Source organism: Comamonas sp. Tr-654 (genome assembly GCF_011752915.1).
Taxonomy (GTDB): Bacteria; Pseudomonadota; Gammaproteobacteria; order Burkholderiales; family Burkholderiaceae_C; genus Comamonas.
Map to the genome: position 1 here is coordinate 331943 of NZ_VWWQ01000005.1, position 26288 is coordinate 358230.

Consider the following 26288-nt stretch of genomic DNA (forward strand, 5'->3'; position numbering starts at 1 on the left):
CGGCCGCCCGCTCTATATGAGTCTGGAGATGCAGCGAGCCGTATTTCTCACGAAACGCCAGCCACGACTGCACCTCATCAAAGCTCAGGCGGCCTTTTGCCTCCGCGATGGTTTTGCCGCCGATGCCGGCGAGGACGAGCTCGTGCCAGAACTCATCGGCGGCTGTGAGTTTTTTGGGGCATTGACCTCGTTGATGGCCATCACCATGGCCCAGGCCAGGGCCGGGGTGAGGCTGTACGCCTGTTCATAGGTCAGTTGCTCTTTGCCGCCATCGAGCCGCACGCTGAGGCTGATCATCTTCGCGCCCTTGCTGCGATCAGGAGCGGCATTGCCGATCTCCTGCTCGATCACACCGAAGGGCTGACGGACTATCCAGATGTCGCCCGCCTGTTCAGAGCCGTCGGGCGCCTTCCACTTGATGGGCTTTTTCACCGGGGCGGCATCCACAAAGCCGCCGTTCTTATGCAGGTCAGCGAGCTTCATGGTGTGGGCACCTTCACGACCCACACGGGCTTGGTCGCGCGCTTGATGGTGATGGCACCCTGAATAGGTTCGCCACCGACTTCAAAGCCTGCGAAGTTGAAGCGCTTGATATGCCCCTGGAACACGTTCCAGGTGCGAGTCGTGGGCAGCTCAAACTCCATCGTGCTGCCGGACTTGGGCGCAGCAGGCGCCGTACCATCAGACCAGCCCAGCGCCCACAGCAGACGCTCACCAGTGTCAGAGAGCTGATACAGGCGCACGTGGCCAGGATTCTGAGGATTGATGCGGACGGTGACCGCAGACTCACCGGGGGTGTTCAGCCCGGGGATGGTGGTGTGGTTGTCACGCTCTTCGAGGCATGTGTCCTCCAGATCGTCACGCTCGTCTTCCCCAAAATCAACGGAGATCGCGCAATCCACTTTGATGACCTCAAATTCGGTCGGCGCGTCTTCTTTGGGCACGAGCGCAAAAAGCTCGGAACCCTGCGGGAGGATGCGGTCCATGGCAAGTCCTTTCAAGAAACAGAAAGGGCCGCTCTAAGCGGCCCATGTGGGAGATCAGTGCATCAGCGGCTTAACTGCCAGTCGGCGTCAAAGCTGATGCGGTAAACCTTGGTTTCGGCGTCGCGCGGATGTCGGCGCCAGGCCGTGATGTAGCAGTCCAACTCAATCGCACCCCGCAACGCCGTGGCCGCCTCTTCGACCATCCTTTGCGCCTGGGCGCTGTCTGAGGCTTTCGCCCAGACATCAATCTGAGTTGTGGTGCGATCAACCGTGGGCCTTCCAGTCAGGTGGTTGTAGGGTCCACCGCTGACCTCTATCCAGGTCACATAGGGGTAGATAACGGGCTTGTCATTGTTTTCACCCCAAGGGTAGATGCGAGGCTCTGGGGAGCCCAGCACGGCCAGCACAGAGGGCGACAGCTTGGCCAATCGGTACAGCGGCGGCGCATTCATTTCATGCGCCTCACAAGCCGCGTGATGGCCTTGTCCAGCTCCGAGCCAAACAAGGCAATGGCTGCTTCAGCCTGTTGCTCTGCCGCCGGCCGCAGAAACGGCTGCGGCTTCGCTTGCTCTGTGCCCAGCTCCAACAAATGCCAGTGCGGCGTGTTGCCCTTGGGACCTTCATCAGGGTTGCCCTTGGGAATGCGCCCCTTCTCAGTCCCCACACCGACCGAGATCATCACGTCCCCGGTGCGCTTGGAGTAGCGAGAGCGAAAGCGCTGGATGATGTTGTCCGCGATCTTGCGCCCCGTGGCCTTGTCATCCAGCCAGATTGCGTTGGTCTGAGCCTGGCCGCGCACGAGAGTGGCGGCCTTGCCCAAGGCCGAGCGCGCAGGTTTCTTGCGCAGCTCCACAGGCAGTGCCTGCAGGCGCTTGGTGACTTCATCAAAGCCGGTCAGCTTAAATTGGATATCAGCCATCGTTGACGCCCTCGCTTACAGGATGTGTCTGGTACTCAAGACCGCTGACCGGATCTGGCAGCACGCCCTCGATGTTGTAGATGCGACCGGCGTGCACGAAGCGCATGGCTGCGGTGACACGGTCATCACGCCGAGTGACGATGCGAGCCGAGACTTTGGACTGGCTGGTGGCAGCTGCGATGAACTCTCGTGCAGAGAGCGGCTCCACGCTGGCCCAGAGCTTGGTCACCTCTACCCAGCCCAGATCAACCACCGCGCCCGATTCAGGATCGCGACCCGTCTGACGAGACTGCAAGCTGACCAGGTGACGCAGTTTTCCGGCGGCGATCACAGCAAGCACCCGTCCAGCATGCGCGGCTGGGCATCCTCCTGCGCATCATCAGCCATCCGATCCAGCAGGCAGGCTATACCCTCCGTCAGCTCCTGCATCGCCTGAGTCTGTCGATTCAGGGCCTCGGCCACTGCCAGGTTGCTCTGGATCAGTCGGTGCATGTCCGAGGATTTTCTTCGCTCGCTCATAAGCCAGCTCCTTCATTTTTTGCAGCCATTGGCGGCGGTCTTCGCAGGATGTGCAGGCCATGGTCAGGCCCCCATGCGCCGCAGCGGGAGTAAGCACGCCTTGGCGCCAGTCGGCAGTTGCGTCGCAATGGTTCCCGTGATGACCTCCTCACGGTTGGCGTACAGATCACCCAGGAGCAGAAGGATTCCGGCCCGTACCATATCGGTCACCACCATCGGGCAAGGTCCTGGATCGCCAGCTGCGACCGCTGCATCCATATCAGCCTTGGTTGCATAAACAGCTCGGTCCAGAAAGAACACGGCCATCTCAGTTGCAGCATTTAGCTTGAGTTGGATGCCCGCGTCCTCGTCGTCGCCGATCACGCGCAGATGGAGCTTTGCCTGCTCCATGGTGACGAGTTCTGCGGCCATGCTACTTATTGCCCCTCTTGCCGCCTGAAGACTTCTCGGCCTGGACCGCCGGGGCGACAGGTTCAGCTGCATCGGGCGCATCGGGCGCATCGGGCGCATCGGGCGCATCGGGCGCATCGGGCGCATCGGGCGCATCGGTCTTCAGCGTATTCGCAGGTTCGCCCGTGCCGCCCTCCTCTGCAATCTCGACCAAGCCCTTCGCAATGAGCTGAGCGGCATGCATTTCGCTGACAGAAAAAACATCACCGGGCTTTTTGCTGCCGTTGTGCTCAAAGCCCGCCACGGCCTTCACAGTTACTTGTTTCATGAAACTCTCCTGTACTTGCGAGCAGTGCACACGTGTGCACTGCTCTACCCCTTTAATCAGGGGGTGGGAGTGGGACCGACGCCCGTGAAGTCGCCCTTGACGAATGCCTCAGGACGGAAGACCGTCAGGCCAACGCGCTCTTCGGCCAGGATGGTGACCATGTTTTTGACGAAGTTGTCGCCGTCCTGGTTGCTCACAGAGACGTTCGCGTCTTCACGGTCCCAGCCCTGCGCGCCCAGTGCAAACGCACCGGCCAGGAATTCGTTCTTGGTCATGCTTTGCGAGGAGACCACCGGACGGCCCCACAGACCAGGAACGGCCAGACCATGCGGCGTAGCGAACAGGTAGGCGTTGTCCTTGGTCTTGGTCAGCTCGATCTGGGTCCAGTCGATGGGGTTGAGCACGAGACCGTCGGCGGTGTACTCGGCCAGCTCAGCCTGCAGCATCGCTATGCGCAGACGGTCCAGCATGGTTTCATCCTGCACGACGACGCCCGGGTTCGAGTAAACCGAAGCCTGGGTCCAGATGCCATTGATGTTCATGCCGACACCGGAGCCCTTGAGCAGCTGGGCCTCTTCTTTCAGCTTCAAGCCGTAGATCAGGCGCCCATCGACATAGGCCTGGAGCATGGGCACGTCAGACAGGACCTGCTTGGAAGCCTTGATCCAGTGAGCGATGGTTGCCACCTTGGACGAATCCATCTCGAAAGCGATATCAGACTGAGGCTTCGGATTGGTAGGGTTCTCGGCAACGACATCGGCGTTGTTCGTGAAGCCCGTTTCACGAACATATTCAACATCGGGGGAAGCTGTAGTCCCCCAGTTCAGCAGGTCGCGAACAAACAGTCGCCGCTGCGGCGGGGCAACGATGCCAGGCACGCGAGTGGGCTGAATCAGGCTACCCGCAGAGTCAGGAGCACCGGACACAGCGTTATGAATAGAGCCGATCTGGACCGAGACAGCGCCACGCAGGCTGGGGTTGAAGCCCATCAGCGCTTCATTGCTGATGACCTTCTCGCCCAGGGTCTGAGGACGGCCAGAACCGCCGCCGCCGTTCTGCAGCGTTGCAAGCGCTTGCTCAGCGGCCTGCAGTCGTGCTTGCAGAGAGCCCTGCTCCACCAGCATCTTGTCCACGCTGTTCTTGGTCTCGGCCGTCATGGCGCCGTGATTTTTCAACTCCTTCTGGGTTGTTTCCGCGTAGGCCTTGAGCTGGTCGCCCACGCTTTTCAGGTCCGCCTGGACCTGCTTGTATTCCTGCTCTACGCTGACCGAGCCGGCAAAGCCGAGCATCGACAGGCCTGCGAAGACATCGGGGTGGGCAGCGATGAAGCCGGGAACATCCACGCCAGCAGCCTGAGCGGCCACAGATGCGACGGCGAGAGCGGCGAGGACCGCGACGGAGATAAAACGAGACTTTTTCACGGTAGTACCTTTCAGAGTGAAGCGAAGCAATTGGCAAGAGAACCCGACAGTGCGGACGCTCCACCGGTGGCAAAAGCAGCTGTTGGGGAGCCGCGCTCGGTGGGATCTCCCTCACCGCTGCCGGCGGGATCACCCACGCCGGACTTGAACTCGCTGATGAGGCGCATGGCCTCGGACTTGGGCAGGCCGCTGGCCCGCAACGCCGCCTCCAGTCGGCGGGCAGCATTGGCTTGAGCCTTGGCCCCGCCCTGGCTGACCTGGTCGGACGGCAGAAGCTCATCGGCAAAGCCCTGGTCTATGGCGCTGCTGCCGCCCATCCAGGACTCCGCATCCATGAGCTTGCCCATGGCTTTCACGTCAGCGCCTGTGCGCGCCGCATAGATATCCGCCAGGGCCGAATCGAATGGCTCCAGCCAGTCGGCCAACTCGCGGTAATCGTTGCGATTGCCTGCCGCGACGGTCCAGACGTTGTGCACCATGAAGAAGCCGGCCCGCGCAATCTGTACCGTGTCGCCGGCCATAGCGATGATGCTGGCGGCCGAAGCGGCCAGGCCAAGTACCTTGACCGTCACTTCGCCCTGGTGCTCGCGCAGCAGGTTGTAGATGGCCAAGCCCTCGAAAACATCGCCGCCGGGGCTGTTGACGTTCACGGTGACAGGGCCGGCACCAAGGGAGCGAAGCGCCCCGGCGATTCGCCGTGCCGTCACGCCATCCCCCGTCCAGTAGTCGTAGCCGATAACGTCATAGATGCTGATGCTGCGATCCTCACCTTCATCAACCGCAGCCTGCACGCCAGGATTCCAGCGGTCGAATGCACGGGGAAGGATTTCGCTGCGCACGCCGGCGCTCGGGCGGCCTGTTGGGGCGCCCGGAAGGGATTTCATGCTCATGGTGTTTAGCCTTTCAGGGGCTCAGGTTCAGCAGCCAGCAGCTGCCGTAGCAGCGCCACCGCCTGCGCATCAGGGTTGACTTGGCCGAGGCCGTCCAGGGTTGTCATGGCTGACTGCACGGTCAGCACGGCGGCATTACCGCCCATCGGCTCACGGTCCTCCAGCGCCCGGACCTCATCGCGGGTCAGGATGCCGTTGTTGACCATGGCCGTGTAGAAGGCCGCGCGCGCCGCACTGTCACCGCGCAGCAGGCCCTCTACAGCAAACTTGGCGTAGTACCGCAAGCGCTCAGCGGGGTTGAGTAGGTCTTTGCTGATCGACTGCTCAATGCGGCGCAACCAGGGCGTCAGCGTGAAGACCAGGAAGGCAATCATTTGCTGCTCGATGCCGCTGCCCCAGCTGGTGGCCTTTTCGGTATGACCAACCATCCAAGGGGGCACGCGGAACCAGCGGCAGATTTCCTCAACACTCCAGCCACGAGACTCCAGCAACTGGACATCCTTGGGATTGATGCTCAGCGTCTTGGCTTCGATGCCCCCCTCCAGAAGCGGCGTCTTGCCCTGATCGATTAGACCCAGGACGTTCTCGCGGAACTCATCTCGCCTTTTCTCAGTGAGCCATTCCTTGAAGGAGTAGTAGAGGTTCTGCAACGCCCCATTGCGGAATGCCCGGCTGGCAGCGCGCTCTGCAGCGCCTGCCTGGCCGAACACCGCCGAGCCGTACTGCACGACGCTGACGCCGTTTTCGCCATCCAGCGAGAAGCCGGGCACCGTCCACACCTTGCTGGCCGGAATCAGGCGCTGCCGGTTCCTCTTGTCCCTGTAGCGCCATTCGGTGACAACGCTGCCGTCCTTTCGGTTTGGTGCCAGGCGGTCAGGGTCGAGGTAAACCAGACCAACCAGGCGGCCATTGAACTCCAGACGCTCGGCCCGGCCAGCACCGCGCAGCAGCATGGCGGCCACCATGGATTCCCAGAACACAGCAGCCGTCGCATCCGGGTTCGGCATGTCGTGCACGATCAGGTGCAGCGGGTGTTGGGGAGCCACACGCTTGCCCTTGCTGTCCTTCTCATAGATGCTGAGTGGAAGCGTGGCAATCGTCTCGGCAATCAGCCGCACGCACGACCAGACAGCCGAGAGCTGCAGCATCGTGCGCGGGCTGACTGTCATGCCCGTATCGAGATCCACGCCGAAGATGGCCGCCGTGCCTGGTGCGTCGCTGATGCTCACGGACTTGCCCAGCAGCGCATCGACAGCAGCGCGAACGCGGCCATGCCGTCGCTGATGCAGTTGTGATTTCATTGATCGCTCATTTCGTTGTTGGGCTGGAGAAGAAGCCGTCCTCGTCCCCGCTGTCGTCGGGTGCAGCCATGCGCCCAAGGGCCATCACTGCGGCCACGATGCCGTCAATGCGGCCGTTTTCCTTGCTGGCCTTTTTGTTGGGCCGGTAGTTGCCATTGGTATCGAACAGCAGCGAGACATTGCCCGCGCAGTAGCGCAGCACCGGATTGCCGCCATGGGCTAGAAGGCCGCCATAGACCAGACGCTCAAGCTCCTTGCTGCCAGGCCCCATCCCGCCCGTGTTCTGCGGAATGTTGACCATGGGCAGATCCGCAGCCAGCAGATCGTTGACCAGCTGCTGGGCGTTCCAGTCATCAAAGCCGAGCTGCTCTATCTCGTAGTCCTTGCCGGCCTGCACGACCACGTCATGCACCGCACCGTAGTCAGTAACGTTGCCGGGCGTGAGCGTGAGCCAGCCTTCCTCTGCCCACTGCCGATAGTTGGCCTCGTCATCTGCCTCCTCATCCTGCTTGGACTCGGGTGCCCAAAACCACGCCAGGATGTGGACCGTTGTCTCTCCCTCAAGCGGAGGGAACACCAGCACGAACGCCGTCAGGTCGCGCACGCTGGCCAGATCCAGGCCGCCGAAGCAGCGCCGACCCTTGAGCATTTCGCGATTGAAAGGCTTGCCGCCCTTGTCCCATACCTGGATGTCAAACCAGCCTTCGGCGCTGTTGCACCAGATGTTCAGATCCTTGGTCAGGAAATTGGCACGCGCGCCCGGCAGAGCCTTGGCCTTGCGGGCCTGGGCGCGCATGTAGTCCCATGTCTTGCTGCGGCCGAGGCCAGGATTGGCTTTAGTCCAATTGCGCTCGTCGTAGGGGTCATCGCCCACGTCTAGCGTGTAGATGTAGCCGAATAGATCATCGTCCTGGCGCTTTCCATCCAGAACGCTGACCAGGTAGCTGCGCAACTCCACGCAGATTCCGTTGAGGATGAAGCCTGCTGTGGTAATGGCCGATAACAAAGGATGACGCCGTGCGCCAAGGGCCGACTCCATCACGTCCCACACGTCCCGATCCGCCTGGGCGTGCAGTTCATCAAACAGAACAGCCGAAGGGTTTAGACCATCCAGACTATCGGCATTGGCCGGCAGCGGTGCGAACACGCTGGCGTCCAGTTGGACACTTTCCTGGTTCAAGCCCTCATGGATCTTGAAACTGCGCTTTACGCCCGGAGAGCGACGAGCCCAGCGCTTGATGTTGTCGAATGCCGGCTTGAACACAGACATGGCCTGCTTGCGGGTGGTCGCCACCGCGTACACCTCGGCGCCTGCTTCTCCATCCATGGAGAACAGATAGGCACCCTGCGGCCCAGTCCAAGTGCTCTTGCCGTTCTTGCGCGCGACCTCCTCATAGGCCCGTGTGAAGCGCCTTCGCTGGTCGTCCGCATGACGCCAGCCGTATTTCACAGCTGTCCAGAACTTTTGCCATGGATCCAGCAGAATCGGCCTGCCGGCCAGCGGACCTTTGATGTGCACAAAGAACCGCTCGATGTACTGGATCACGTGCCAGCCGTAGCTGGGCATGAACACCAGGCCACGCGCGCCGGCCTCCTGCAGGTCACGGTAATGACGCACCACAGCAAGGTATGTATAACGTCCTTCGCGGATTTCATTTCGCAACACGGGGAGACCGTACTCCACATCCCACTGCTGCAACTCGGCCGGTATCAGTGCGTCGGTTTGTTTCCGGGTGAGGCGGTAGCGTGACCGACGAGTGCGCCGAACAGGTCGTCCTGTGCGCCCTGCACTCCCGTGTCCTTGCGCACCCGCGCCAGGGACGGAATGGTCAAACATGCTTTCGGTAACCATTGGCCCAGCTCCATCTTGAGGCGGACCTCATCTTTGGCCCATGGCATTTCAGTGACCCACCCAGTCTTCGATGTCTGGGTGCGCCCCTTCTCCTCGCACTTCTCGACGGCCTTGAGCCAGTCTGCGAAGGTGCGAACGATCACGGCGATTGGGATGCCGGCTGTCATGTGCTCGATGCCAGCTTTGCGCAGCGAATCGCAGATGTAGTCGTACAGCTCCTGCTCGCTCGCCGTCAGCTGCAGCTGCTGGGGCGCAGCCGGAGAATCGATTTCTGTTTTGAGCCCTGTTACCTGCCCAGCACCCACGGCTGGCGGCTGGACCGCAAACTCCGCAGTCTTGCTAGTCATGGTCGTCCTCGGTTAAACCCCCAGGGGGTAGTTTTCGTTTCCCATAAAAGTTCGCCTGGGGGCTCGGTTTCCGGTCGGGTCGAGGTGGACTTTTTTCACCCCCCCTCCCCCTTCCCGCGTTTTCAAATGAGAATCCCTCTCATTCATCACGATATCCGCCCCACGCCCGTTTGACGCCGCGCGCCCGCTCGGCCTTCGACTTGATGTCGTGGCAGTCGTCACACAGGGGCTGCACGTTGTCCTCGGTGTCGGTGCCGCCCTCTTCGAGAGACTGGATGTGATCGCGCTGGGTTGCCAGCTTGACCACGCCATTGCGCCGGCACTCACGGCACAGCGGCTCGCGCGCAAACAGGTCAGCGCGCAGACGTTGCAGAGGCCTGCCCGTGATGCGCTTGGCAGCGGTGGGCTTCTTGGCCCATGACTGCTTCGGGTGCTTTGGACATCTGCCCGTGCCATCGCGGACCAGCACGCCGCAGCCAGGATGAGAGCACGGACGCGGGGCAGCATTTGGCACCTGATACCTCCCCAGTAAATGCAATCGCAAATAAACACTCAGCCTACGTGTCGAAGAGGACTTCATCTAAACAGCAAATAAGATGAGAGACCGAGCATTTCCAAGACACATGAATTCGAATAGCTATCTCATTTTGGCCACGGCATACGCAATGGTTATCTCCGTTACTTGTGCTGGCAGCAGCTTCAGGTCTGGTCGCCCAAACGAATTGACTAGGTCAGCCCTCACAATCGCCTTTTTCTCGCTCCTCCTGTTTTGGTATCACTCTGTTGCGATCGGACAATCCAAAGAAAATATCCGATCGTTCAATGAAACAGTCATCTTGTTTATGGTTGCTCTTGTCTACTGCACGCAATTCGATACTTGCAAGGTGAACAGGTGGCACACCTTGGTCTGCGGCGGTCTCTTATTTCTTGCAGGAATACTCTTGAAAATTACTCACGACCCTGACGCGCACGATCCAAATCAGCTCGCTCTCAGTCAACAATTTTTATATTTAAGCGGTGTTGCGACAGGTATCGGTGGGGGGATGCTGGCAAACTTTCAACTCTCCCCCACAAAGCAGTAGCGGGCAACCAGCGCGCCCAACACCCAGGCCACAAAAGAAAACCCCGCACAGCGCAAACTGGCGGGGTTCCCGGCAAGGACTCAGCGGTTAGGGGCACCGAGCACTAGCTTGCCGCAAATGTACTGCAACTCTCTATGTTGTAAAACTCCCCCGCCTGGCCATGTACTCACGGCCACGGGCCAACGCTTCTTTCTCTTCCTTGATTCTGGTCTGCTCCTGCAACCAGCCAGCAATGAAGCGGTCTGCCTGATCGAAGTGAGAGTGGATGGTACTGGGGCTCTTGCCTGCGCTGCGGGCAATCAGCTGCACGCCGAGATCCTGCAGGTAATAGGCATACAAGGTCTCATACAGATGGCGTTTGGTTAGCTTCATAGCCTCCACGGCCTGGTTGGTTTCCTCGCCTTCCTGGTCAATGTGCGGAATAGCGCTGCCGTTGTAGCTGTTGCGGCTCCATACATCCACCGCCAGCACGTTCACCGAATGAAAGCCCAGGCCGCTGCTATTGAGCCGTGCCCGCCAAAGTGCCCAGTTATCCAGGCGGCGCTTGATGTGCTCGATCCGCGCCATGGTCAGGTGCCCCCCAGATCACCATGGCCGGCGATCATGCACACGTGTGCACAACCCATGCGGCCTATCAAGCGCGAGACCTCAACCGCCCGGGCAAACCGCGTGAACGGTGCACCGACCACCTCACCACCCTCACAGGCCCAGAAGTAGTCGGGCCGACCAGTCAAACCCATGCGGACGATGCCCCACACAGACTTGTCCTTCTCGGCGTACCGAAGAATCGTTTTATAGACCTCGGGCATCTTGGCCTTGATTCGATGCTGCCCCTGCGTGATCAACCAACGCTCATGCTCTGACCACTGACTGTTCACTTTCTGATCTGTTTGTCCTTTGTCCATTCTGCCCACCCTTTGTATATAGAGTTCAGAGAACCCGCCTGCAAGCCACGCGCACGCGCACCTGCACCCCTAACGCATCGGCCTGTGCCCGCCCGCCAGTCCAACTCCGCAGACACCAGGACACCGCAACCATTCGGCAATGCAGCGGCCTCAACCCTGGAAACCAGGAGTAGGGGTATCTGGTGAGGTCCATGCAAAACGCGTGGACATCGTGGACATGGACGGACATCAACCGATAGGCACACCAAAGCAGGCCGTCCCCGCCACTGCACCGCAAGCCAGGCACACCATTGCCATAGCCGCTACGTGGACGCGAATCACGCCTCCAGCCACGTAGGCAGTGCAGCGCGATTCAGGCGCTGCCCTCCATTGAAAAGATTGGTAATCAGAACGGCGCATCGTCCCCGTCCCATGCCACCGCATGGTCAGGCGCAAAGTCAGGCGGCAGAGGTGGCGCCACAAAGGTCACGCCCTCCACCGCCTCGACCACACCCGGAGCCACCGCTGGCGCCTGCTCATCCAAACCACCCACACGCTCTTGCGGCGGCCAGTTCTTCGGTCGCACATAGCCCCAAGGCCTAGGTGCCACACTGCTACGCTTGCGCTCCCAGCCCTCATGCTTGAGCCAGCTGGTGATCTGTCCCTGCAGTCCTGGCGGCGCTTTGGCTGGGTCTGCACCCAGGGCCTGCACCAGCTGCGGCAGCGTCACAAAGTCGGCCAGCTCATTGACCACGCTCTGTATGCCGTTCTGCATCGGCACCCGAGTCAGCACCTGCAGCAGCTCGCCATCGACGGCGGTTTCCACCAGGCGGCTTTCCTGCATCGGCTTGAACAGGCGTTCCTCCTGCTCGCCCGTGGGCGTGTAAGCCTCGCCCTGCAGATAGCGTGCAAAGGCCTCGGCCAGCAGCTGCTCGCGGTACTTGGCCACAAACTCGGTATTGATCTGGCGCTTGACCGGGATCGGCCAAAAGCGCCGGTTGCCCGTGCGGTCGCGCAAGTACGTGTCCTCATTGGTGGTACCCACCAGCACGCATTGACGCGGGAAGGATTCGACCGTGGTGCCATAGGCCACCCGGTAGCGGTCCACCTTGGCCGAGATAAAGGCCTTGATTGCGCCCACCTCCGATTTGCTGAAATGGGTCAGCTCAGCAATCTCGTACAGCCACAGGCCTTGCACCTGCTCCTGCGCTTCCTTGCCCTTGCCCACCTCAAACGGCGTGTCGCTGAAGTATTCGCTCGTGGCCAGCGTCTCCACCAATGTGGACTTGCGCAAACCGCCGCTGCCCTCAAGCACCGGGCAATAGTCAAACTTGCAACCCGGCTCCATTACCCGATAGACCATGCCCAGCAGCCAGAACCGGCCCACCAGGCCTAGGTACTCAAACAGCGCGGGCTTGATCGTGCCGGGCTTCTCGCCCAGCACATGCACCAGCCAGTTGTCCACGCGCGGCTTGCCATCCCACTTCAGGCCCGTCAGATAGTCCCTGATGGGGTGATAACGCCTCGTGGCCGCGACCGTCAACATACCCTCTTCCAGCGCGGCCTTGCTGATGCTCGGCAGCCCATAGGTATCGGTCAGCCACTTGCCCAGCAGCAACGAATCGGCATTGCGCACCTCGCCGGGCTTGGCATAAGGCCAGGGCCAAGCCTTGCGGCACTGCACCGTGTTGCGCAGCTCGTCAAAGCCCAACACATCCTTGATGTCCGGCAGGCGCTCCAGGCAGCGAATCACAAACTTGCGCGAGACATTCCAGCGCTTCTTTTCGCCGTCGTAATAGAACGACATCCAGCCCGGCACCATATAGCCTCCGATCTTGACCATATCGTCGTCAAAATCGTCGTCATCACTGCCGCCCGTGCCAACGGGATCATCGCTTTTTGGCAGCTTGCCACCACCGCCACCCGCAGCCACAGGGACGTCAGCCTGAGTGGGCGCGTCTGCAGGCGCATCTACAACAGGCAAAGGCTGCGCCCGGCCAAGGAAGGCCAGCACATCCTCGCCCGTCCAGCCCTCAACTGCGATGGCGTCCTTGCAGTCCCAGCCGCTGGGCTTCTCGCCTGGCGCGGGGATGGGCAACAGCTGCACCTTGCAGCTCTGATCGGCCTGCAGCACCCCGCCAATGTCCAGCATCGCCTTCATGCCTGGCTGCTTCTCCGCAGGCAGCAATGGCTTGCTGGCCTCCAGTGCGGCCTTGGCCTCAGGGTCATCCTTTACCGTGGCTTGCTCGGCCTTGGTCAGCTTCTCGCGATGGGCATCACAGTCAGGCCACAGCAGCACAGTACAGCCGGCCAGCCATTCCCACATGGCCTTGACCCAGGCCTTGCAGCCACCGGGCCAGGACACCACGCAATAGATGCCAGGGGCACATGCATCCAGCAGGGCTTGCAGCACTTGAGCCTTGACCTCGCCCTCAACCAGGATGACAGTGCGCTCACCAGGGCGTGTGCCGCCAGGGAAATACAGCGGCCTTGGTTCGTCCCAGGTGCGCCACTTCCATGCCAGGCTGCCATCGCGGTCAGACTTCGCAAAGGTATAGGGCAGAGTATCTTTGCCGCCACCGCTGGTGCCGAAGCGCAACACATAGCCCAGCAGATCTGCGCCGTCGCGGTACTCGGCCGTGTTCTGCAGATCTTCAGGCTTGCGGTGATAGTGAGCAAATGTGGGCTTGGACGCGATAGAAGGCACCGGCCACACCGAAGTCCAGCCCTCTTTTTCCTTCTGAGGCTTTGGTGGCGGGGCTGGGCGGGGATTGGCTGGCGGCACCACAGCAGCACCGCTGGCCGTCTTTACCACACCTGCCACATCCTCCAGGCCCAGCTCGCGCGCAAGCTGCAAGGTGGCCTGCACCGGGGTCAGTCCATGAATCGCTGCGTACAAACTGAGCAAGTCATGGCCTGATTTATCCGAATTGAAGTCAGACCAATAGCCGGCCTTCTCACCCTCCAGGCGCACACTGCAGCTGCGGCCTTTACCACCGCCCAGGTTTGCGCACTTCCACTCATGCCCATCTCGCTTGCCGCCACGCAGCCATGCCTCGACCAACGTGTCGATCTGATCCAGCAATGCATCAGCCAGCGCCCGAAACTTGAGCGGCGGCAATTCTTCGCGGTGCTCTTTCATGCAGCACCTCCAGTCCTGCAAAAACAGAAGAACACGCCGGCGTCCCTAACACCGGCAGCGTGCGCCATATCCATTCATTACCCCCAGAGTTGCAGAGCCTGTGAAAGCCCAAAAGCCGCATCGTTCGCGGCGTCGTTTGAATCTGTTTGCGGGCGGCCGTACTCCGCTGCTGGCCGGTTGCGGCCGGGCACCTTGCGCTCACGCACCTGCACCAGGCGCCCGTAACGCTTCATGTTCCCGACCGTCTGACGAATCGCCTTGAAGGCCACGGGCGCCGAAGCCATCAAATGGGCGGCAATCTCTGCCAGAGTCGGGGCGCGATCAGGCGTCCACAGCTGCTGTACGGTCTGCTCGATGGCCAGGCTGATTTCTCCTGCGGGCCTCATGGCTCTACCTCCAGGCCTGCAGCGCGGCGCACATTGCGACGCAAGCGCAACAGCAGCTCCACCTCATCCATGATCTGGGCGCACATTTCCTCGGCCTCGGCCGGTTCCACGCGCTTGTCCTCAAGGACTCGCATGCCCATGGCAGTCAAGCAACCGCCCTCCACGCCCAGCTGCAGCAACTTCTTCTGAATGGCCTCGGCCTCGCAGGGCCAGCCACCAGCAGGGGCCGGGGGCAAGGCCATGGCCGCCATGCCGTACTGCTGGTTCAGCGCCGTCAACCACCTGAGCGCGTCAGGGTCGCGGGTTTCCTGCATCCACTCCGTCAACAGCTCCAGCATTTCCAGGTTGATCCATTCGCCATCCACACCACGCAGGCGGGCACGTAAGGTCTCGGTGTGGATGCTGCGGCCACGGCGCACGGTCAGGAAGGTGGCAGCGGCAGGTACGCCGCCGGGGGTGTTACGCACCGCGTTGTAGAGCACATCGCGCCATGCATTGGGAGACAGATAGCAGGTCACAGCCCACCCCCTTGAAACAGAAAAATTTCAGGCTTTCGGCCCGCGACCGCAGCAACGACACTGCGTCCATGAATAAAAAAGCCCACCGCCCGCTGCACAACAAGCCACACACACCTGCCCGCGTGTGCAGCACCTTGATGGAACGGGGAGACAAGACGCCCGGCAGCTGTGCAGCTCCGATCTGGGCGGTGGATGAAAGTCAGGCAGTCAGCCATGGGGTGACTCCTGCGCAGCAGATTGACGCAGCACGCCCCACTCGACATCAGGACGCAATTTCTCGCAGGTCACGGCCCGGTTAGTGAGCCGCTCAATGACGGGGCACCGCTCTGCAGGCACCGGTCGATGGCCCCGCAACCACTGATGGACGGCCGATGGGGTGACGCCCAATAGCCGAGCGAGAGCGCTAACACCCCCAACCAACTCCGCCGCTGTGCTGATCGAATTCATCCAGCAAATATAGCAATGCTAAATATTTAAATCAAGCCATGCTACACAATATATTTATTAGCATTGCTAAATGATGATCTGGACCCCTGAAGAAGAAGCTCATCGGCTTGCCGCACGATTTCGCGACGTGAAGCAGGCTGCTTTTGCTCGTGAATTCAATGTACCCGGCGGCGCATCCATGATTAGCCAGCACATCAAAGGACACCGCCCTATCAGTCTGGAAGCAGCGCTGGCATACGCCAAAGGTTTTGAGTGCACCTTGGCAGACATCAGCCCACGCCTGGCTGCCAGCATTTCTGCAGCGACCAAACTCTCCTCCAAAGACGGCACTCAACAAAAGTCAGTTGTGAATCCCGCAACGGAAGCACCTGCAGACGGCTACGTAAGGCTTCAACACCTCTCGCCACGGCCGACCATGGGTAGCGGCGCACTGCTTGACGAGCCCATCCACGTGGTGCGCCACCTAGATGTGCTTGAGCGATGGTTGATGGAAGAAGTGGGCAGCTGTAATTACAGCAAAGTGAAGGTATTGACAGCCGTGGGGCGCAGCATGATGCCCACGATCAATGACAAGGACTTGGTGTTTGTCGACATATCGCACCGTGCGGTGGATGCGCCGGGCATTTACGTCGTCGACGTGGCAGGCCGGTTGCTGCTGAAGAAGGCCATGATCAAGGCCAACGGCACTCTGGTACTGCGCAGCGACAACGCTAGTGAGTACCCAGATGAAGAGACCTACAACCTTGCCAGTTACGTCGATGAAATCACTGTGTGTGGCAAGGTTCTTGCTTGGTGGACGCTTAGAAAGGGCTAAGGCCGTAAAACCCTAATAACTTTTTCTGAAAGCCGCAGTGACTCCCCCCCCTCTCTGCGGGCACAAATCTTATCAGTAAAGTAATCGGCTTTTTTGCGATGCTCTTTCAATGAACGCAAGTCATTGGCAACTAGATTGTGTGCTGCAACTTTTGACTCTTGATAATGACTAATAACCAACTCATGAGAGTTCGGGTTATTTCTATAATCTAAATTAGCAACATCACGTGCAACCAAAAATGCAGCATAGTAAGCTCGCGACATGCAGGCACGCAAACCTGCTTCTCCTAGATCTTGCTGCGCGTATAACTCTTTAGCCACATGCAGATAATGCTCTGGTGAGAATGACGGGAGCATTATGCTATCGATATAATATTATATTTGTTTGCATTAGACAAAGTAATACTTTTAGATATTACTTCAAATACACGAAGTTCCTTCTCGATTAACTTCTCCATTGGCAATTCATGAGCATCCACACGCAAAATTAATTCAGCATGAATTTCACTATCAGCAATGAGTTCATAGTCAATTTTATAACTACGAAACTCACTCTGAACCAAGTTAAAAATTTGTTGCATTGCGGCAATATCATAACCTTGCCGTAATTCACAAAATTCACAAACTGCTCTAAATCCAAGAATTGACCAACGACTTATTGCTTGACCTTGCTGGAGAGCCGTTTGCTGAGTGCTGTATTCACTCGGAAGAGTAACAACCCAATTTGAAAGGGCGTTGCTGCTTAGCAATCGAAGATCATTCGACTTTTTTACAGGAGCATGAGCACGAACACCATCACTCAGATGAAAAATAGTCCCCAATGTGGTAGGCCTGTCATCGGTGAAGACATAACCACTAGGGAAGACCACTTCATCAATTGTTGTGCAATTAGTATCCATAAGTCACCTCAATTTAAGCCAATTTGTTTTAGTTTTGAATCACTTAGCACTTCTTTCAACAATTCCTTATTTAAAGAGTGCAGAGTAGTTAGCATAAATGGTATGGAAAGCTTATCTTTTAGATCAGAAGTCAAGATGGGGCCATCCAAACTTCTCAATACAGCACGATGCTCTACCTTAGAAACAAATTTCCCATTAGTTCTCAGCAAGCCATTTGAAATATTTACTTGTTGCAGAATTTTATATTCGGTATCCAACCAATTGCCAAACCACCCCTGAAACACATGCCACAGCAAGCCTGCTTCATATATTGCAGGAGTTATATATTTGCAACCCTTCCTAAAAACCTCACTTACCGAATAATTACCCTCATGCAATTCATCTTGATATATAAATCTATCAGATACCCTAAAACCGATCTCCTGCACTACAAGATCTTTACCCAATCCATTTAGAACAGCGGTTAGTATTTTTTCTGCATCTGATTTGAATTCTTTAAACCCTTTGTAATCAAAGCATTCAAAAATAATATTTTGATCAAAAATTCGTACGCGTTTCCCGAAAGTGCCATCTTGCATTGCCGCAAAACGACTAACCTCATGCAGTTCTGAAAAAGCTTCTGCCTTCACTGACTTGCCAGGCGCGGGTTCATCAGGGAATTCAAAAGATTGCGCAAACTCTTCTTCCTCACCTGGTAGCTCATCCTTCAACTTCTCAGCCAAAAGTTTCTTGAGCCCCATCAACGCAGGCACATCAAAACTATCTTTGAAGACAAACGCAAGGGCGATCACTTCAACCGCGTTCGCTTCAGATCCAGGACGAGAGACGGCAAAGTTCATTAAATTCTCATCAAACTTGACGCCACAGCGTCAGAAGTAATAACTCACATGCGTTTTCGCACATGCGAAGCCTATGTTGCTATCAATTAAGTAGCTAAAACTTGTCTCCAGAAGCTCTACCCAGCTTTCTTGAGCGTAGTTTTTCAAGCGGCTTGATCTTAACCGTTGTTGCAATTTCAGCCACCGTAAAAGCCTTTCATTGGTTGAAAAAAAACGATGGTTTCCGTGCGGCAACTCCACCTCACCACAAAAAAAACAGGCGCAGTATCCTGTTCAAAGTTACTTTGTTCAAAGCCAGCACACAGCTTCAGCCCTCCAAAAAAAATATCTAAGCATTTGATTTTTATAGATATTTCAATCAGACTCCTCACTCAGCGTGTTGTACAGCACTTCCCGCCGCGAACTGCAAAGTGACTTTTCAACTGTCTCATGCGCACTTTTCAAGATCTCTGTGCACACGCGTGCACAGGTCCAAAGTTACTTTGCTCATTTCAAGAAATGATCTCTAGGAGACTTGCGCTGTCGTCCGGGAATGATCGCTGTACCCACGTGTGCATGGGCCCAAGTCACTTGTTCCTGATGCCTGGAGCTGAACTTCAGCACCATACAGACGCCTGTACCCCAATTCCTTCAAGCCGCTTGAAGCCACTTCACCACATCACAAGCGCACAAAGTAACTTTGGCACTTTTCTTAAGTTTCAAGCAGCTTGAGTTTTATACTTAAAATTTAGCAATGCTATTGCAAATTTCATAAAGCATTGCTACATTTCAGCTCATCGCAGTAATGCGATGGGTACCACGGCATCGGCCGGGCCAGCCCCGGTCGTTAAAAACCTGCTGAGCACATACAGCACCCCTTGGTGCCTTGCCCTGCCCCGCGCAGGGCAAACCTAAGCGCATTGCCACCCCGGCCAATGCGCTTAGGTTTGTGCCGCGCCCGTGGTTCTTCTCCTCCCTCCCCCTCTTACTTGCCACGGGCTATGCGGCCTTTTATGCCCCCAAGAAAAAACCCGCCGAAGCGGGTTTCATGGGTTAGCTCTTTGGTATCGCCAGCCAGTCAGCGTCTGGCGACTCACCATCTGGCCGCTTGATCCACACGATCTTCAAACGGTCCAGCAGGTCGTCCGTTGCCCATGCAGGCAGGGGGCGCCATTCCGAGTCCGGCTGGTGCGCCTTGCGGTCAAACGCAGCCTCATGCGTAGTGTTCGCCAACGCAAATTGCACCAGCTCTTCAGAAGCCAGCTCAGTGATGAGCCGGTGATTGTTCGTGTAAGCAGCTGCTCGCTTCGATTGCGGATCAATCAGCAACGAGTACGGCAGCTTTGATTTTTCTGTAATGGAGATAGCCATGGCAAGAGTCTTTCATATCGTCGGTGATCAAGGCAGTGGCAAGTCTATGCAAGCCAAGGCTTTGAGCAAGTATTTCGAGGCGCAAGACCTGCATTGCGCTGGAGTTGATGACCCCAAGAGCGAGTTCATCACAGACCGCGCCGAAGCCCTCACGCAATGGCCGAATGCGGATGTGATCTTTATCGAACACGCACCAGGCAAGCCCTTCGCGACCGAGCCCGGAGACACCATCATCAATCTTGAAGTGGTCCTGTCACCTCGCTAGTTCCAGACCGTTGAATAGCCTCTGTATGTGCTCAGCACGATCTGCCCGCCCCGACCAGGCGGGCTTTTTCTTGCCCAAGGAGCAGAGGATGAGTATCAGACAAGCCTGTGCACACGTGTGCACAACAGATGCAGAACTGCAAATGCAGATTGGCGCTCGCACTTTCCGTATTCGCGTGGGTGGTCACAGCTATACCGGCCAGTACCTGAGTGGCAGTCTGGCCGTGATGCTGGCCCAGTGCTTCCATCGCAAGCACAACGCAGCAGCAGTGAGGGTGCAAGCATGACCGCCCCCATCATTCAACTGGACGGGGCACCCACATCCCGAATGCGCAAACGCAACCGGCGGGCCTATATCCGCTCGGCGGCAATCTGTGCAGTGGCTTTGGCCTTGGTCGCACTGCGCGTTGCAATTGACGCTGGAGTGTTGTGATGCCCAACGCATTGACCGACACCCAGATCCAACTCAGCGGCGTGCTGCTGCGGGACGCCGAAGTGCGCACCCGACTCATGGGTGATGACAACACCCCCATGCCCGTGCTCTGCCTGGTCATGCAGACAGATGGCCGCTGCACCGCCCCCGTGCGAGCCGAGCAGGTCTACCCAGCCGCAATGCGCGGTGATGCCGACCGTGCTGCCCGCGCCTTGAAAAAGGCATACGCGTCACGGTCTGGGCACCCATCGCCGAGCTGCGCACCACGCTGGGAATGTCCAGCCGCATCGAAGTCCACGGCCGCGACACGCAGGCCCACGCAATCCCACCCAAGGAGGCAGCACATGCCCATGCTTGATCCCGTTATCGTTGCCCTGACTGGCCCCGCCGGCGCGGGCAAGGACACCGTTGCCGACTACCTGGTTGAACACAACGGCTACATAAAACTGGCCTTTGCCGATGCGCTGCGCGATGAAGTCGGCCGCGCCTTTGACGTGTCGATCCAGCTGCTCACCCAGCGCGAAACCAAAGAGCACCCCATGTCGGCACTGGCGCTGCGCCGCTGCATGGACAACGAGTTTGTCAATCGCATCTGGGTCCATCTTGACAAGCTGGACCTGAGCGCACCCCGCAGCCCGCGCCAGATCATGCAATGGTGGGGCACAGAATACCGCCGCGCCAACAATCCCCATTACTGGCTCGATGCTCTCACGACGCGATTCGTCAGGGCACACAGAGACGGCCAGAACCGCTTTGTGGTGACTGATGTACGCAACGCCAACGAAGCCGAACTGCTGCGCGAGCTGGGCGCCAGCCTCTGGCAGCTTACCCGACCCGGCTTCGCCCCCCAGCCAGGTGCACACAGCACCGAAACCACGGGCGCCGAGTTCAACCCCGATCACCAGCTGGTCAACGACCACAGCATCACTCACCTGCACAAGCAGGCCTATGCGCTGCTGTCCAAGCTCGGCAAAGCCCAGGAGGCAGCATGACCTCATCAGTTATAGAGCGCACTGTCACCACAGCCACAGAAGCCCCCAGCACTCCCTTGCTGTTTGTGGTCTGGATCGAAACCAACTGTGGCGAAGGCCCAGAGCCTGATTGGGAAATGGACTGGGCTCTGGGATCTGGCCGCGAGCTGGAGCCACTCCCCCTCGCCCTCGATCACGCCGCCGAGTGCCGTGCGGCGGGATATCCCACGCTGATCATGCTGCCAGGTCAAACACCTCGCGCAGACGGTCTTTTCACCAATCCCGCCTATTAATGAGGTTTGGAACCATGACCGACACCCAAGATACCGTCACCCAGGCCTTGCCCACGCCAGGCGCTGGCGAGCGCATGGACCATGTGCCCATCACCAGCATTGCTCGCAGCCTGACCAACCCGCGCAAGCACTTCGACCCTACCAAACTGCAGGAGCTGGCGGACAGCATCGCGGCCAGCGGCGTGCATCAACCCATTCTGCTGCGCCCGCTGCCACCCCACCGCCTGGAAGACACGCACCGCGAAGCCCGCGCACTCAAACAGCCTGCGCCCGAGTATGAGCTGGTGGCAGGCGAGCGCCGCTGGCGTGCCTGCCAGCTGGCCAAGGTCACTCAGATCCCGGCCATGATCCGCCCGATGACCAACGAGCAGGCCCTGGAAGCCCAGGTGATCGAAAACCTGCAGCGCGAAGATGTGACCGAGCTGGAGGAGGCAGAGGGCTATGAGTCGCTGATGAAGCACAGCAAGCTCAATGCGGATCAGGTCGGCGCAAAAATCGGCAAGAGCCGAGCCTATGTCTACAGCCGCCTGAAGCTGCTTGACCTGTGCCAGCAAGCACGCGAGGCATTGCGCGAAGCCAAGATTGATTTCAGCCGCGCCCTGCTGGCTGCCCGCATCCCCAACGAGCAGCTGCAGATCAAAGCCGTTGATTTCATGGTCAAGGAAGACTGGCAAGGCGACCTGCCCGGCTATCGCGAATGCGCCAAGCATGTGCAAAGAGAGTTCATGCTGCGGCTGGACACCGCGCGATTCAAGATCACTGACGCCAGCCTAGTGCCTGCCGCAGGAAGCTGCATGGACTGCAAAAAGCGCACTGGCGCAGAGCCAGAATTGTTCAGCGATATCGACAGTGCAGACGTGTGCACAGACCCCAAGTGCTTTCACGAAAAGGCTGACGCGCAAACTGCGCTGCTGGTGCGCGACGCCCAGGACAAGGGGCAGAACGTCATCACCGGCGCCGAAGCTGCAGAGCTGGCCTCGGACCACTGGGGCAACACAAAGCTCAAGGGCTATCGCCGCCTGGACTCTACCGAAGACAGCCCGACCGACGTACCGCTGCGCAAGATCATTGGCGCGCAGATGGAAGCCGAAGGCATCCAGCCCACCAAGGTTGAGCACCCCCGCAAAAAGGGCGAGCTGATCGACGTGCTGCCCAATGAAACCGTGCTGCGCCTGCTCAAGATTGTGGACGGCCAGGCCAAGGCCTCAAAGGAAGTGGCCAAGGAAGTCCGCGCCTTTGCTGATGACAAAAAGGCCAAGGCGAAAGCCAAGGCCGAAGCCAAGTTTGAACGCGTTTGGCGCGATGGCTTGATTGATCGCACCTGGACTCAAATCATTACCAACCCGGGCGTTGCTTTCACCACTGAAATTCACCGCTATCTGGTGCTGCGTACTGTCCGGGGACTATCCAGCGACGATGCTGCGGCCGTGGCTGATGTACTGGGCCTGGACCGCGTCGGCGCGCACAACGCATTGATTCAGCACGCGAAGGAGACAGTCGACCCAGATCATCTGCACATGCTCTGCATCATGCAGACAGACAGCCGCGTAAATGACCATAGCTATGGGGACCGCGTTGCCAATGAAGGGCTGATGCTGGTATCTGGCGCGGTGCTGAAAGACCAGCTGCAGCAGGCGATCAAGGAAATAAAAGCATCCGCAGCTGACGAGCACCTGCCCAAGCCCGAACCCGTCAAATCTGCCGCCCCAAAGGCCGATCTACCCCAACACCCCGCTGCGCGCGCTGGCGGTGATGGCGGGCGAGGCAATGCCAAGAAAGGCAAGAAGCCCGCTGCGCAGGCCGGCGAAGTGCCGAAAACCAGCGCTGCGCATGCGTCTGCCCAGATCGCTGAAGCGTTGCAGGAGTTGGAAGGATCAGGCGCGGCCGCAGCCGCGCAGGGCATCGAAGGGACGCCTGTGGCTATCGCCCAGGCACCCATATCAGGCGCTAAAGCGCAAGGCAACAAAGCAGCCCCTGTAGCCGCCAAGGCGGCTCATGGTCTGCCGCCCGCCTCCGAGATCGAGGACGACTTCCCCTATCCAGACGATGACGCACAGCAGCCTGCTGATGCGCAGGCTGCGACCGTGGACGCTGGCCAAGGCAGTGCTGACGCGAAGACTGGGGCTGCAGCGAAGCAATGGACGGCCGAGGAGCTGGTGGCCGAGCGCGTGCTCATCAAGTCCAACGCCACCGGCAAGCAACAAAAGCCATGGATCGGCTACGAGGGCACGGTCGTGGCCCAGATGGGTCCCGAGGCCGTGGACGTATCTATCGTGCGCGCGCCACGCTGCAAGCCCATTCGCGTGGCCTTCCATATCTCTGAAGTCGAGGTGATCCAATGAGCACAACCACACTCTTGCCCTGCCCGTTCTGCGGCCAGCATCCCACCGATTACGCAATCGAGCCGCATACCCACGTCCTCCAGTTCGCCGGCGGAAAGATGCCCGACCACCAGGGCAGCCACGTCATCGAGTGCGCATGCGGCTGCGGAATGATCGAGGCGACACGCGAGGCAGTAGTTGCCGTTTGGAATCGTCGGCCGACGCCCGCAGCAGTATGCGAAGTCATGGGGCTGGTGCAGGACTACTTTGTGACCGGCACGGATGAGGCGCGCGACGCCATCGAAACCAAGCTGAGCGCACTGCTGGCGGCAGGCGCAGCGCCTGTGACTCAAACCGAAGCAACTTGGTGCGAATACATCGCAGGGATGATCGGGTGTTATCTCAAGGAGCCAGACGAAAGCTCTCGCGTCAAAGCCATTGCAGGAATCATTGAACGCCGCTTGTGGGCTCTGCCTTCGCCAAAGCCAATGGCGCGAGCTGAGAAGTCCGATTCCTTTGAGGCATGGGCCAAAGCTGAAGGCGGCCCGTTTGCCCTTCACAACTGCGGCCCCTACAACCGCGATGCAATGAAGCTGGCGGGAATGGCATGGCATGCAAGCGCCCTGCTGGCCGGAGTATCTGCACCGGCTGCGCTGGCGGTGCCGGATTGGTGGGTGCAAGTGGTGCGAAGCGCTCACAAACTCGCAAAAGCCCGCGCGTTTGATCTGCCTGATACCGACCACAAGAAAGATATGTGGGAGGAGCAATCCGAAGAACTAGGAAAGCTGCTTGATGCACTTACCTCAAGTGCACCCCAGGCGCAGGCAGATGCGATGACAGCGGCTATCGAACAAATCCTTGGTGAAGCCAAGCGGGCCAGGCAAAAATTCCCAACATGGCCCACTGATCCTCTCCACGCCCTTGCAATTCTTGGCGAGGAATTCGGAGAACTGACAAAGGACATGCTCCAGCTCACCTACGAGCCGCACAAGACCAACAAGGACAAGGTGCGCATCGAGGCGATCCAAACTGCGGCAATGGCGCTACGCCTCTTTCAGAGCCTAGACCACTACAAATACCGCCCCAGCAAGCAGCACTCTCAAGAAGCAGCTACGGGCGAATGGCCAAGACTTGGTGATTTGATTCGCTACGGCGCCGGCGCCACAGCACTGGCATTGCACGGCAAGCCGCATGCGAGCGGATGGCACGGAGTCCAATGCATGGGCGGCCACGCTTTCTACACATCGGTACAACGCCCCTCGATTGAAGACAGAGAAATGTGGGCCGATTGCGCAGTGCGATATCGTCAAAAAAGCACAGAGGAAGGACGCCGAGAAGCAGGACTGGAGTCGTTTCACGGAGGCACCGAGGTATGACGCTGCCCCATATTTCTCCTCTACATGAACCATTCAGCGGCCAGGATCAAGTGATTGGCCATCTGCTGATGCGCGGCCAGCAGCAAGTCGCTGACTTCGACACCTTGCAGGAGTCCAAGGCCGCGCTGATCAAGGATCTGAAGCAGCGTGCAGACGCATGCACAGCAGCATCAGACCTCACCGAAGCCGAGGCGCTGGAGCACCGTCGCAAGGAATACGGGCTGACCAAAGGTCAGTTTGCGGCCGTGCTCGGCTTGGCCGCTGCCAACTATGGCGCGGTCACCTTCGGAAAGCGCCGCCTTCCTGCAGCCAGCATCGGCCGCGCGGCCGCAATCGGCGTGCCGCTGCAGCCGATGCTGGCCGGCCGAAAAATCAAGGAAGCACGTCCATGAGCCGCCGTCACTTTTTCAAGCCAGCGCCAAAGCACGGCCGCAACCCGCTGATGGTCTTCAATCAGCACAACAGCAAGCTTACGCCTGCTGAGGTTGCCGACACCATGGGGCCGCTGCGCACGGCCTTTGCGCACATCCGCGAGGGCGTGGCCACGCACAACGAATATGTGGTGCTGCACTCGATCATGCTCATCGCTGGAGAAATCGAGCGCATGGGCATCGTGCGTGGCCTGCAGGAGCACATCAACGCCGCGTTGCTTGCTTGCGAAAGCTACCAGGCGCGCAGCGGCCACGCTGACAACTGGCGGCCCAGCGCTGTCCAGTTTCACGAACTGGACGCCCTACGCGAAATGGTGGATCTGCATGAGTTTCAGCTGCAGCAGCTCACGGCCCGTGAAGTGCACCAGGCAGCCCGCCGTCTGATTGCACGCACGCAGTCCGCCGGCGGCGATGTCTACCAGGCAGACAACAGCATGACCACCCTGACACCCCACAAACAAGAACAAAGAAAGCGAGCCTGATCATGACCACCATCGCATTCAACTGCACTCCCGCTGCGCTTGATAAAGAAATGGCTGCTGCCTACTGCTCGGTGGGCGTCACCATGTTTGAACAGATGGTTCAAGACGGGACTGCCCCCAAAGCCCGCCGCTTCCCCGGTCGCCGCCGCGTTGCATGGCTGCGGTCAGAGCTGGATGCCTGGCTGGCTGACTTGCCGCTGTCCGACTTGCTGCCGCCTGATAACACCGGGGCCAAGAAGCCTCGACAGGCACGGAAGCGAACTAGCGCAGTAATCTAGTCAAGTGACCACATGCATTTTTAGAAGAAGCCGACTCATCATGTCGAAGCATCGCTTCATGATGGTAAGCAAATTGATGATTTCTATTGCAAAATTTAGACGAGTCATAAATCATCAAATTTAACC

36 protein-coding genes are annotated in these 26288 nt (G+C 58.8%); 12 read left to right on the forward strand and 24 right to left on the reverse strand.

The window, feature by feature from the left end; genetic code table 11:
• Positions 1 to 84: 84 nt before the first annotated feature.
• From F3J24_RS17205 to F3J24_RS24825, 14 genes are all read right to left on the reverse strand, one after another.
• The gene (locus F3J24_RS17205) at positions 85 to 483 is read right to left on the reverse strand and encodes a phage tail assembly chaperone family protein, TAC (RefSeq protein ID WP_167008933.1); all 399 of its coding nucleotides are present in this window, start codon (positions 481 to 483) and stop codon (positions 85 to 87) included.
• Positions 480 to 986 carry a phage tail tube protein gene (locus F3J24_RS17210; RefSeq protein WP_167008936.1) on the reverse strand — a complete coding sequence of 169 codons (507 nt, stop codon included), beginning with the start codon at positions 984 to 986 and terminating at the stop codon, positions 480 to 482. The genes F3J24_RS17205 and F3J24_RS17210 overlap by 4 nt, the downstream gene beginning before the upstream one ends.
• Before the next feature lie 62 nt (positions 987 to 1048).
• Complete coding sequence (locus tag F3J24_RS17215; RefSeq protein WP_167008939.1) at positions 1049 to 1438, reverse strand: DUF3168 domain-containing protein; 390 nt, start codon at positions 1436 to 1438, stop codon at positions 1049 to 1051.
• Positions 1435 to 1905: an HK97-gp10 family putative phage morphogenesis protein gene (locus F3J24_RS17220; RefSeq protein ID WP_167008942.1), complete on the reverse strand. Its 471-nt coding sequence runs from the start codon at positions 1903 to 1905 to the stop codon at positions 1435 to 1437. The genes F3J24_RS17215 and F3J24_RS17220 overlap by 4 nt, the downstream gene beginning before the upstream one ends.
• A complete protein-coding gene (locus tag F3J24_RS17225) occupies positions 1898 to 2236 on the reverse strand; it encodes a phage head closure protein (RefSeq protein WP_370527738.1) in 339 nt (112 codons plus the stop codon). The genes F3J24_RS17220 and F3J24_RS17225 overlap by 8 nt, the downstream gene beginning before the upstream one ends.
• Positions 2233 to 2424, reverse strand: coding sequence for a hypothetical protein (locus F3J24_RS17230; RefSeq protein WP_167008945.1), 192 nt, complete (start codon positions 2422 to 2424; stop codon positions 2233 to 2235). Before F3J24_RS17230 ends, F3J24_RS17225 begins: the two co-directional genes overlap by 4 nt.
• A 63-nt stretch (positions 2425 to 2487) precedes the next feature.
• On the reverse strand, positions 2488 to 2835 hold the full coding sequence (locus F3J24_RS17235) for a head-tail connector protein (RefSeq protein ID WP_167008948.1): 348 nt from the start codon (positions 2833 to 2835) through the stop codon (positions 2488 to 2490).
• 1 nt (position 2836) lies between these two features.
• Positions 2837 to 3142, reverse strand: coding sequence for a hypothetical protein (locus F3J24_RS17240; protein WP_167008951.1), 306 nt, complete (start codon positions 3140 to 3142; stop codon positions 2837 to 2839).
• Positions 3143 to 3198: 56 nt separating this feature from the next.
• Positions 3199 to 4563, reverse strand: coding sequence for a phage major capsid protein (locus F3J24_RS17245; RefSeq protein WP_167008954.1), 1365 nt, complete (start codon positions 4561 to 4563; stop codon positions 3199 to 3201).
• 11 nt (positions 4564 to 4574) lie between these two features.
• The gene (locus F3J24_RS17250) at positions 4575 to 5453 is read right to left on the reverse strand and encodes a head maturation protease, ClpP-related (RefSeq protein WP_167008959.1); all 879 of its coding nucleotides are present in this window, start codon (positions 5451 to 5453) and stop codon (positions 4575 to 4577) included.
• 5 nt (positions 5454 to 5458) lie between these two features.
• Positions 5459 to 6754, reverse strand: coding sequence for a phage portal protein (locus F3J24_RS17255; RefSeq protein WP_167008962.1), 1296 nt, complete (start codon positions 6752 to 6754; stop codon positions 5459 to 5461).
• A gap of 7 nt (positions 6755 to 6761) precedes the next feature.
• Entirely contained in the window at positions 6762 to 8438 is a 1677-nt protein-coding gene (locus F3J24_RS17260; protein WP_370527739.1) for a terminase large subunit, read from the reverse strand.
• 26 nt (positions 8439 to 8464) lie between these two features.
• Positions 8465 to 8953 (reverse strand): hypothetical protein, encoded by a 489-nt coding sequence (locus tag F3J24_RS24955; protein WP_167008965.1) that lies wholly within the window; start codon positions 8951 to 8953, stop codon positions 8465 to 8467.
• Between the two features lie 139 nt (positions 8954 to 9092).
• On the reverse strand, positions 9093 to 9422 hold the full coding sequence (locus F3J24_RS24825; protein ID WP_370527740.1) for an HNH endonuclease: 330 nt from the start codon (positions 9420 to 9422) through the stop codon (positions 9093 to 9095).
• 154 nt (positions 9423 to 9576) lie between these two features.
• On the opposite strand from F3J24_RS24825, the gene F3J24_RS17275 reads away from it, so the two are divergent.
• Positions 9577 to 10035, forward strand: a complete 459-nt coding sequence (locus F3J24_RS17275; RefSeq protein WP_205244826.1) for a hypothetical protein — start codon at positions 9577 to 9579, stop codon at positions 10033 to 10035.
• 132 nt (positions 10036 to 10167) lie between these two features.
• Here the strand turns inward: F3J24_RS17275 and F3J24_RS17280 are convergent, their stop codons facing one another.
• From F3J24_RS17280 to F3J24_RS17305, 6 genes are all read right to left on the reverse strand, one after another.
• Positions 10168 to 10602, reverse strand: coding sequence for a hypothetical protein (locus F3J24_RS17280; protein WP_167008973.1), 435 nt, complete (start codon positions 10600 to 10602; stop codon positions 10168 to 10170).
• Between the two features lie 2 nt (positions 10603 to 10604).
• Positions 10605 to 10940 (reverse strand): hypothetical protein, encoded by a 336-nt coding sequence (locus F3J24_RS17285; protein ID WP_167008976.1) that lies wholly within the window; start codon positions 10938 to 10940, stop codon positions 10605 to 10607.
• A 385-nt stretch (positions 10941 to 11325) separates the two neighbouring features.
• Positions 11326 to 14061, reverse strand: a complete 2736-nt coding sequence (locus F3J24_RS17290; protein WP_167008979.1) for a VapE domain-containing protein — start codon at positions 14059 to 14061, stop codon at positions 11326 to 11328.
• Between the two features lie 77 nt (positions 14062 to 14138).
• Positions 14139 to 14447 (reverse strand): hypothetical protein, encoded by a 309-nt coding sequence (locus tag F3J24_RS17295; RefSeq protein ID WP_167008981.1) that lies wholly within the window; start codon positions 14445 to 14447, stop codon positions 14139 to 14141.
• Positions 14444 to 14965 (reverse strand): hypothetical protein, encoded by a 522-nt coding sequence (locus tag F3J24_RS17300; RefSeq protein ID WP_167008984.1) that lies wholly within the window; start codon positions 14963 to 14965, stop codon positions 14444 to 14446. Before F3J24_RS17300 ends, F3J24_RS17295 begins: the two co-directional genes overlap by 4 nt.
• 207 nt (positions 14966 to 15172) lie before the next feature.
• Positions 15173 to 15412 (reverse strand): helix-turn-helix domain-containing protein, encoded by a 240-nt coding sequence (locus tag F3J24_RS17305; RefSeq protein ID WP_167008987.1) that lies wholly within the window; start codon positions 15410 to 15412, stop codon positions 15173 to 15175.
• 70 nt (positions 15413 to 15482) lie between these two features.
• Here F3J24_RS17305 and F3J24_RS17310 point away from each other — a divergent pair, with 70 nt between their 5' ends.
• Positions 15483 to 16226 carry a helix-turn-helix transcriptional regulator gene (locus tag F3J24_RS17310; protein WP_167008991.1) on the forward strand — a complete coding sequence of 248 codons (744 nt, stop codon included), beginning with the start codon at positions 15483 to 15485 and terminating at the stop codon, positions 16224 to 16226.
• Here F3J24_RS17310 and F3J24_RS17315 read toward each other — a convergent pair.
• Genes F3J24_RS17315 through F3J24_RS17325 form a run of 3 tightly spaced genes read right to left on the reverse strand, consistent with a single transcriptional unit; the run spans position 16223 to position 17963 of the window.
• On the reverse strand, positions 16223 to 16582 hold the full coding sequence (locus F3J24_RS17315; RefSeq protein ID WP_167008994.1) for a HEPN domain-containing protein: 360 nt from the start codon (positions 16580 to 16582) through the stop codon (positions 16223 to 16225). The genes F3J24_RS17310 and F3J24_RS17315 overlap by 4 nt on opposite strands.
• Positions 16582 to 17124, reverse strand: coding sequence for a hypothetical protein (locus F3J24_RS17320; protein ID WP_167008997.1), 543 nt, complete (start codon positions 17122 to 17124; stop codon positions 16582 to 16584). The genes F3J24_RS17315 and F3J24_RS17320 overlap by 1 nt, the downstream gene beginning before the upstream one ends.
• Positions 17125 to 17132: 8 nt before the next feature.
• Positions 17133 to 17963 (reverse strand): TIGR04255 family protein, encoded by an 831-nt coding sequence (locus F3J24_RS17325; RefSeq protein ID WP_167009000.1) that lies wholly within the window; start codon positions 17961 to 17963, stop codon positions 17133 to 17135.
• 101 nt (positions 17964 to 18064) lie between these two features.
• Here F3J24_RS17325 and F3J24_RS17330 point away from each other — a divergent pair, with 101 nt between their 5' ends.
• Positions 18065 to 18295 (forward strand): hypothetical protein, encoded by a 231-nt coding sequence (locus F3J24_RS17330; protein WP_167009003.1) that lies wholly within the window; start codon positions 18065 to 18067, stop codon positions 18293 to 18295.
• A 700-nt stretch (positions 18296 to 18995) separates the two neighbouring features.
• Here the strand turns inward: F3J24_RS17330 and F3J24_RS17335 are convergent.
• Positions 18996 to 19313: a hypothetical protein gene (locus F3J24_RS17335; RefSeq protein ID WP_167009006.1), complete on the reverse strand. Its 318-nt coding sequence runs from the start codon at positions 19311 to 19313 to the stop codon at positions 18996 to 18998.
• Here F3J24_RS17335 and F3J24_RS17340 point away from each other — a divergent pair.
• From F3J24_RS17340 to F3J24_RS17390, 9 genes are all read left to right on the forward strand, one after another.
• Positions 19312 to 19578: a hypothetical protein gene (locus F3J24_RS17340; protein WP_167009009.1), complete on the forward strand. Its 267-nt coding sequence runs from the start codon at positions 19312 to 19314 to the stop codon at positions 19576 to 19578. The two genes, F3J24_RS17335 and F3J24_RS17340, sit on opposite strands and share 2 nt — an antisense overlap.
• 142 nt (positions 19579 to 19720) lie before the next feature.
• Positions 19721 to 19864 carry a hypothetical protein gene (locus F3J24_RS17345; RefSeq protein WP_167009012.1) on the forward strand — a complete coding sequence of 48 codons (144 nt, stop codon included), beginning with the start codon at positions 19721 to 19723 and terminating at the stop codon, positions 19862 to 19864.
• A gap of 145 nt (positions 19865 to 20009) precedes the next feature.
• Positions 20010 to 21002 carry a hypothetical protein gene (locus F3J24_RS17360; RefSeq protein ID WP_240154358.1) on the forward strand — a complete coding sequence of 331 codons (993 nt, stop codon included), beginning with the start codon at positions 20010 to 20012 and terminating at the stop codon, positions 21000 to 21002.
• Positions 20999 to 21274 carry a hypothetical protein gene (locus F3J24_RS17365; protein WP_167009021.1) on the forward strand — a complete coding sequence of 92 codons (276 nt, stop codon included), beginning with the start codon at positions 20999 to 21001 and terminating at the stop codon, positions 21272 to 21274. The genes F3J24_RS17360 and F3J24_RS17365 overlap by 4 nt, the downstream gene beginning before the upstream one ends.
• 14 nt (positions 21275 to 21288) lie before the next feature.
• Complete coding sequence (locus tag F3J24_RS17370; protein WP_167009024.1) at positions 21289 to 23616, forward strand: ParB/RepB/Spo0J family partition protein; 2328 nt, start codon at positions 21289 to 21291, stop codon at positions 23614 to 23616.
• Entirely contained in the window at positions 23613 to 24971 is a 1359-nt protein-coding gene (locus F3J24_RS24830) for a hypothetical protein (protein ID WP_205244827.1), read from the forward strand. Before F3J24_RS17370 ends, F3J24_RS24830 begins: the two co-directional genes overlap by 4 nt.
• Positions 24968 to 25363, forward strand: a complete 396-nt coding sequence (locus F3J24_RS17380; RefSeq protein WP_167009027.1) for a hypothetical protein — start codon at positions 24968 to 24970, stop codon at positions 25361 to 25363. The genes F3J24_RS24830 and F3J24_RS17380 overlap by 4 nt, the downstream gene beginning before the upstream one ends.
• Positions 25360 to 25884: a hypothetical protein gene (locus F3J24_RS17385; RefSeq protein WP_167009030.1), complete on the forward strand. Its 525-nt coding sequence runs from the start codon at positions 25360 to 25362 to the stop codon at positions 25882 to 25884. The genes F3J24_RS17380 and F3J24_RS17385 overlap by 4 nt, the downstream gene beginning before the upstream one ends.
• A 2-nt stretch (positions 25885 to 25886) precedes the next feature.
• Positions 25887 to 26162, forward strand: coding sequence for an AlpA family transcriptional regulator (locus F3J24_RS17390; RefSeq protein ID WP_167009033.1), 276 nt, complete (start codon positions 25887 to 25889; stop codon positions 26160 to 26162).
• The last annotated feature ends 126 nt before the right edge of the window (positions 26163 to 26288 follow it).

Coding starts and splice junctions, on each gene's coding strand:
- F3J24_RS17220 (WP_167008942.1), bottom strand. CDS start 1,905: ATGGCTGATATCCAATTTAAGCTGACCGGCTTTGATGAAGTCACCAAG.
- F3J24_RS17385 (WP_167009030.1), top strand. CDS start 25,360: ATGAGCCGCCGTCACTTTTTCAAGCCAGCGCCAAAGCACGGCCGCAAC.
- F3J24_RS17335 (WP_167009006.1), bottom strand. CDS start 19,313: ATGGCTATCTCCATTACAGAAAAATCAAAGCTGCCGTACTCGTTGCTG.
- F3J24_RS17215 (WP_167008939.1), bottom strand. CDS start 1,438: ATGAATGCGCCGCCGCTGTACCGATTGGCCAAGCTGTCGCCCTCTGTG.
- F3J24_RS17320 (WP_167008997.1), bottom strand. CDS start 17,124: ATGGATACTAATTGCACAACAATTGATGAAGTGGTCTTCCCTAGTGGT.
- F3J24_RS24955 (WP_167008965.1), bottom strand. CDS start 8,953: ATGACTAGCAAGACTGCGGAGTTTGCGGTCCAGCCGCCAGCCGTGGGT.
- F3J24_RS17370 (WP_167009024.1), top strand. CDS start 21,289: ATGACCGACACCCAAGATACCGTCACCCAGGCCTTGCCCACGCCAGGC.
- F3J24_RS17205 (WP_167008933.1), bottom strand. CDS start 483: ATGAAGCTCGCTGACCTGCATAAGAACGGCGGCTTTGTGGATGCCGCC.
- F3J24_RS17315 (WP_167008994.1), bottom strand. CDS start 16,582: ATGCTCCCGTCATTCTCACCAGAGCATTATCTGCATGTGGCTAAAGAG.
- F3J24_RS17280 (WP_167008973.1), bottom strand. CDS start 10,602: ATGGCGCGGATCGAGCACATCAAGCGCCGCCTGGATAACTGGGCACTT.
- F3J24_RS17340 (WP_167009009.1), top strand. CDS start 19,312: ATGGCAAGAGTCTTTCATATCGTCGGTGATCAAGGCAGTGGCAAGTCT.
- F3J24_RS17325 (WP_167009000.1), bottom strand. CDS start 17,963: ATGAACTTTGCCGTCTCTCGTCCTGGATCTGAAGCGAACGCGGTTGAA.
- F3J24_RS17255 (WP_167008962.1), bottom strand. CDS start 6,754: ATGAAATCACAACTGCATCAGCGACGGCATGGCCGCGTTCGCGCTGCT.
- F3J24_RS24830 (WP_205244827.1), top strand. CDS start 23,613: ATGAGCACAACCACACTCTTGCCCTGCCCGTTCTGCGGCCAGCATCCC.
- F3J24_RS17345 (WP_167009012.1), top strand. CDS start 19,721: ATGCAGATTGGCGCTCGCACTTTCCGTATTCGCGTGGGTGGTCACAGC.
- F3J24_RS17210 (WP_167008936.1), bottom strand. CDS start 986: ATGGACCGCATCCTCCCGCAGGGTTCCGAGCTTTTTGCGCTCGTGCCC.
- F3J24_RS17310 (WP_167008991.1), top strand. CDS start 15,483: ATGATGATCTGGACCCCTGAAGAAGAAGCTCATCGGCTTGCCGCACGA.
- F3J24_RS17295 (WP_167008981.1), bottom strand. CDS start 14,447: ATGAGGCCCGCAGGAGAAATCAGCCTGGCCATCGAGCAGACCGTACAG.
- F3J24_RS17390 (WP_167009033.1), top strand. CDS start 25,887: ATGACCACCATCGCATTCAACTGCACTCCCGCTGCGCTTGATAAAGAA.
- F3J24_RS17305 (WP_167008987.1), bottom strand. CDS start 15,412: ATGAATTCGATCAGCACAGCGGCGGAGTTGGTTGGGGGTGTTAGCGCT.
- F3J24_RS17365 (WP_167009021.1), top strand. CDS start 20,999: ATGACCTCATCAGTTATAGAGCGCACTGTCACCACAGCCACAGAAGCC.
- F3J24_RS17360 (WP_240154358.1), top strand. CDS start 20,010: ATGCCCAACGCATTGACCGACACCCAGATCCAACTCAGCGGCGTGCTG.
- F3J24_RS17230 (WP_167008945.1), bottom strand. CDS start 2,424: ATGAGCGAGCGAAGAAAATCCTCGGACATGCACCGACTGATCCAGAGC.
- F3J24_RS17290 (WP_167008979.1), bottom strand. CDS start 14,061: ATGAAAGAGCACCGCGAAGAATTGCCGCCGCTCAAGTTTCGGGCGCTG.
- F3J24_RS17250 (WP_167008959.1), bottom strand. CDS start 5,453: ATGAGCATGAAATCCCTTCCGGGCGCCCCAACAGGCCGCCCGAGCGCC.
- F3J24_RS17235 (WP_167008948.1), bottom strand. CDS start 2,835: ATGGCCGCAGAACTCGTCACCATGGAGCAGGCAAAGCTCCATCTGCGC.
- F3J24_RS17240 (WP_167008951.1), bottom strand. CDS start 3,142: ATGAAACAAGTAACTGTGAAGGCCGTGGCGGGCTTTGAGCACAACGGC.
- F3J24_RS17380 (WP_167009027.1), top strand. CDS start 24,968: ATGACGCTGCCCCATATTTCTCCTCTACATGAACCATTCAGCGGCCAG.
- F3J24_RS17275 (WP_205244826.1), top strand. CDS start 9,577: ATGAATTCGAATAGCTATCTCATTTTGGCCACGGCATACGCAATGGTT.
- F3J24_RS17285 (WP_167008976.1), bottom strand. CDS start 10,940: ATGGACAAAGGACAAACAGATCAGAAAGTGAACAGTCAGTGGTCAGAG.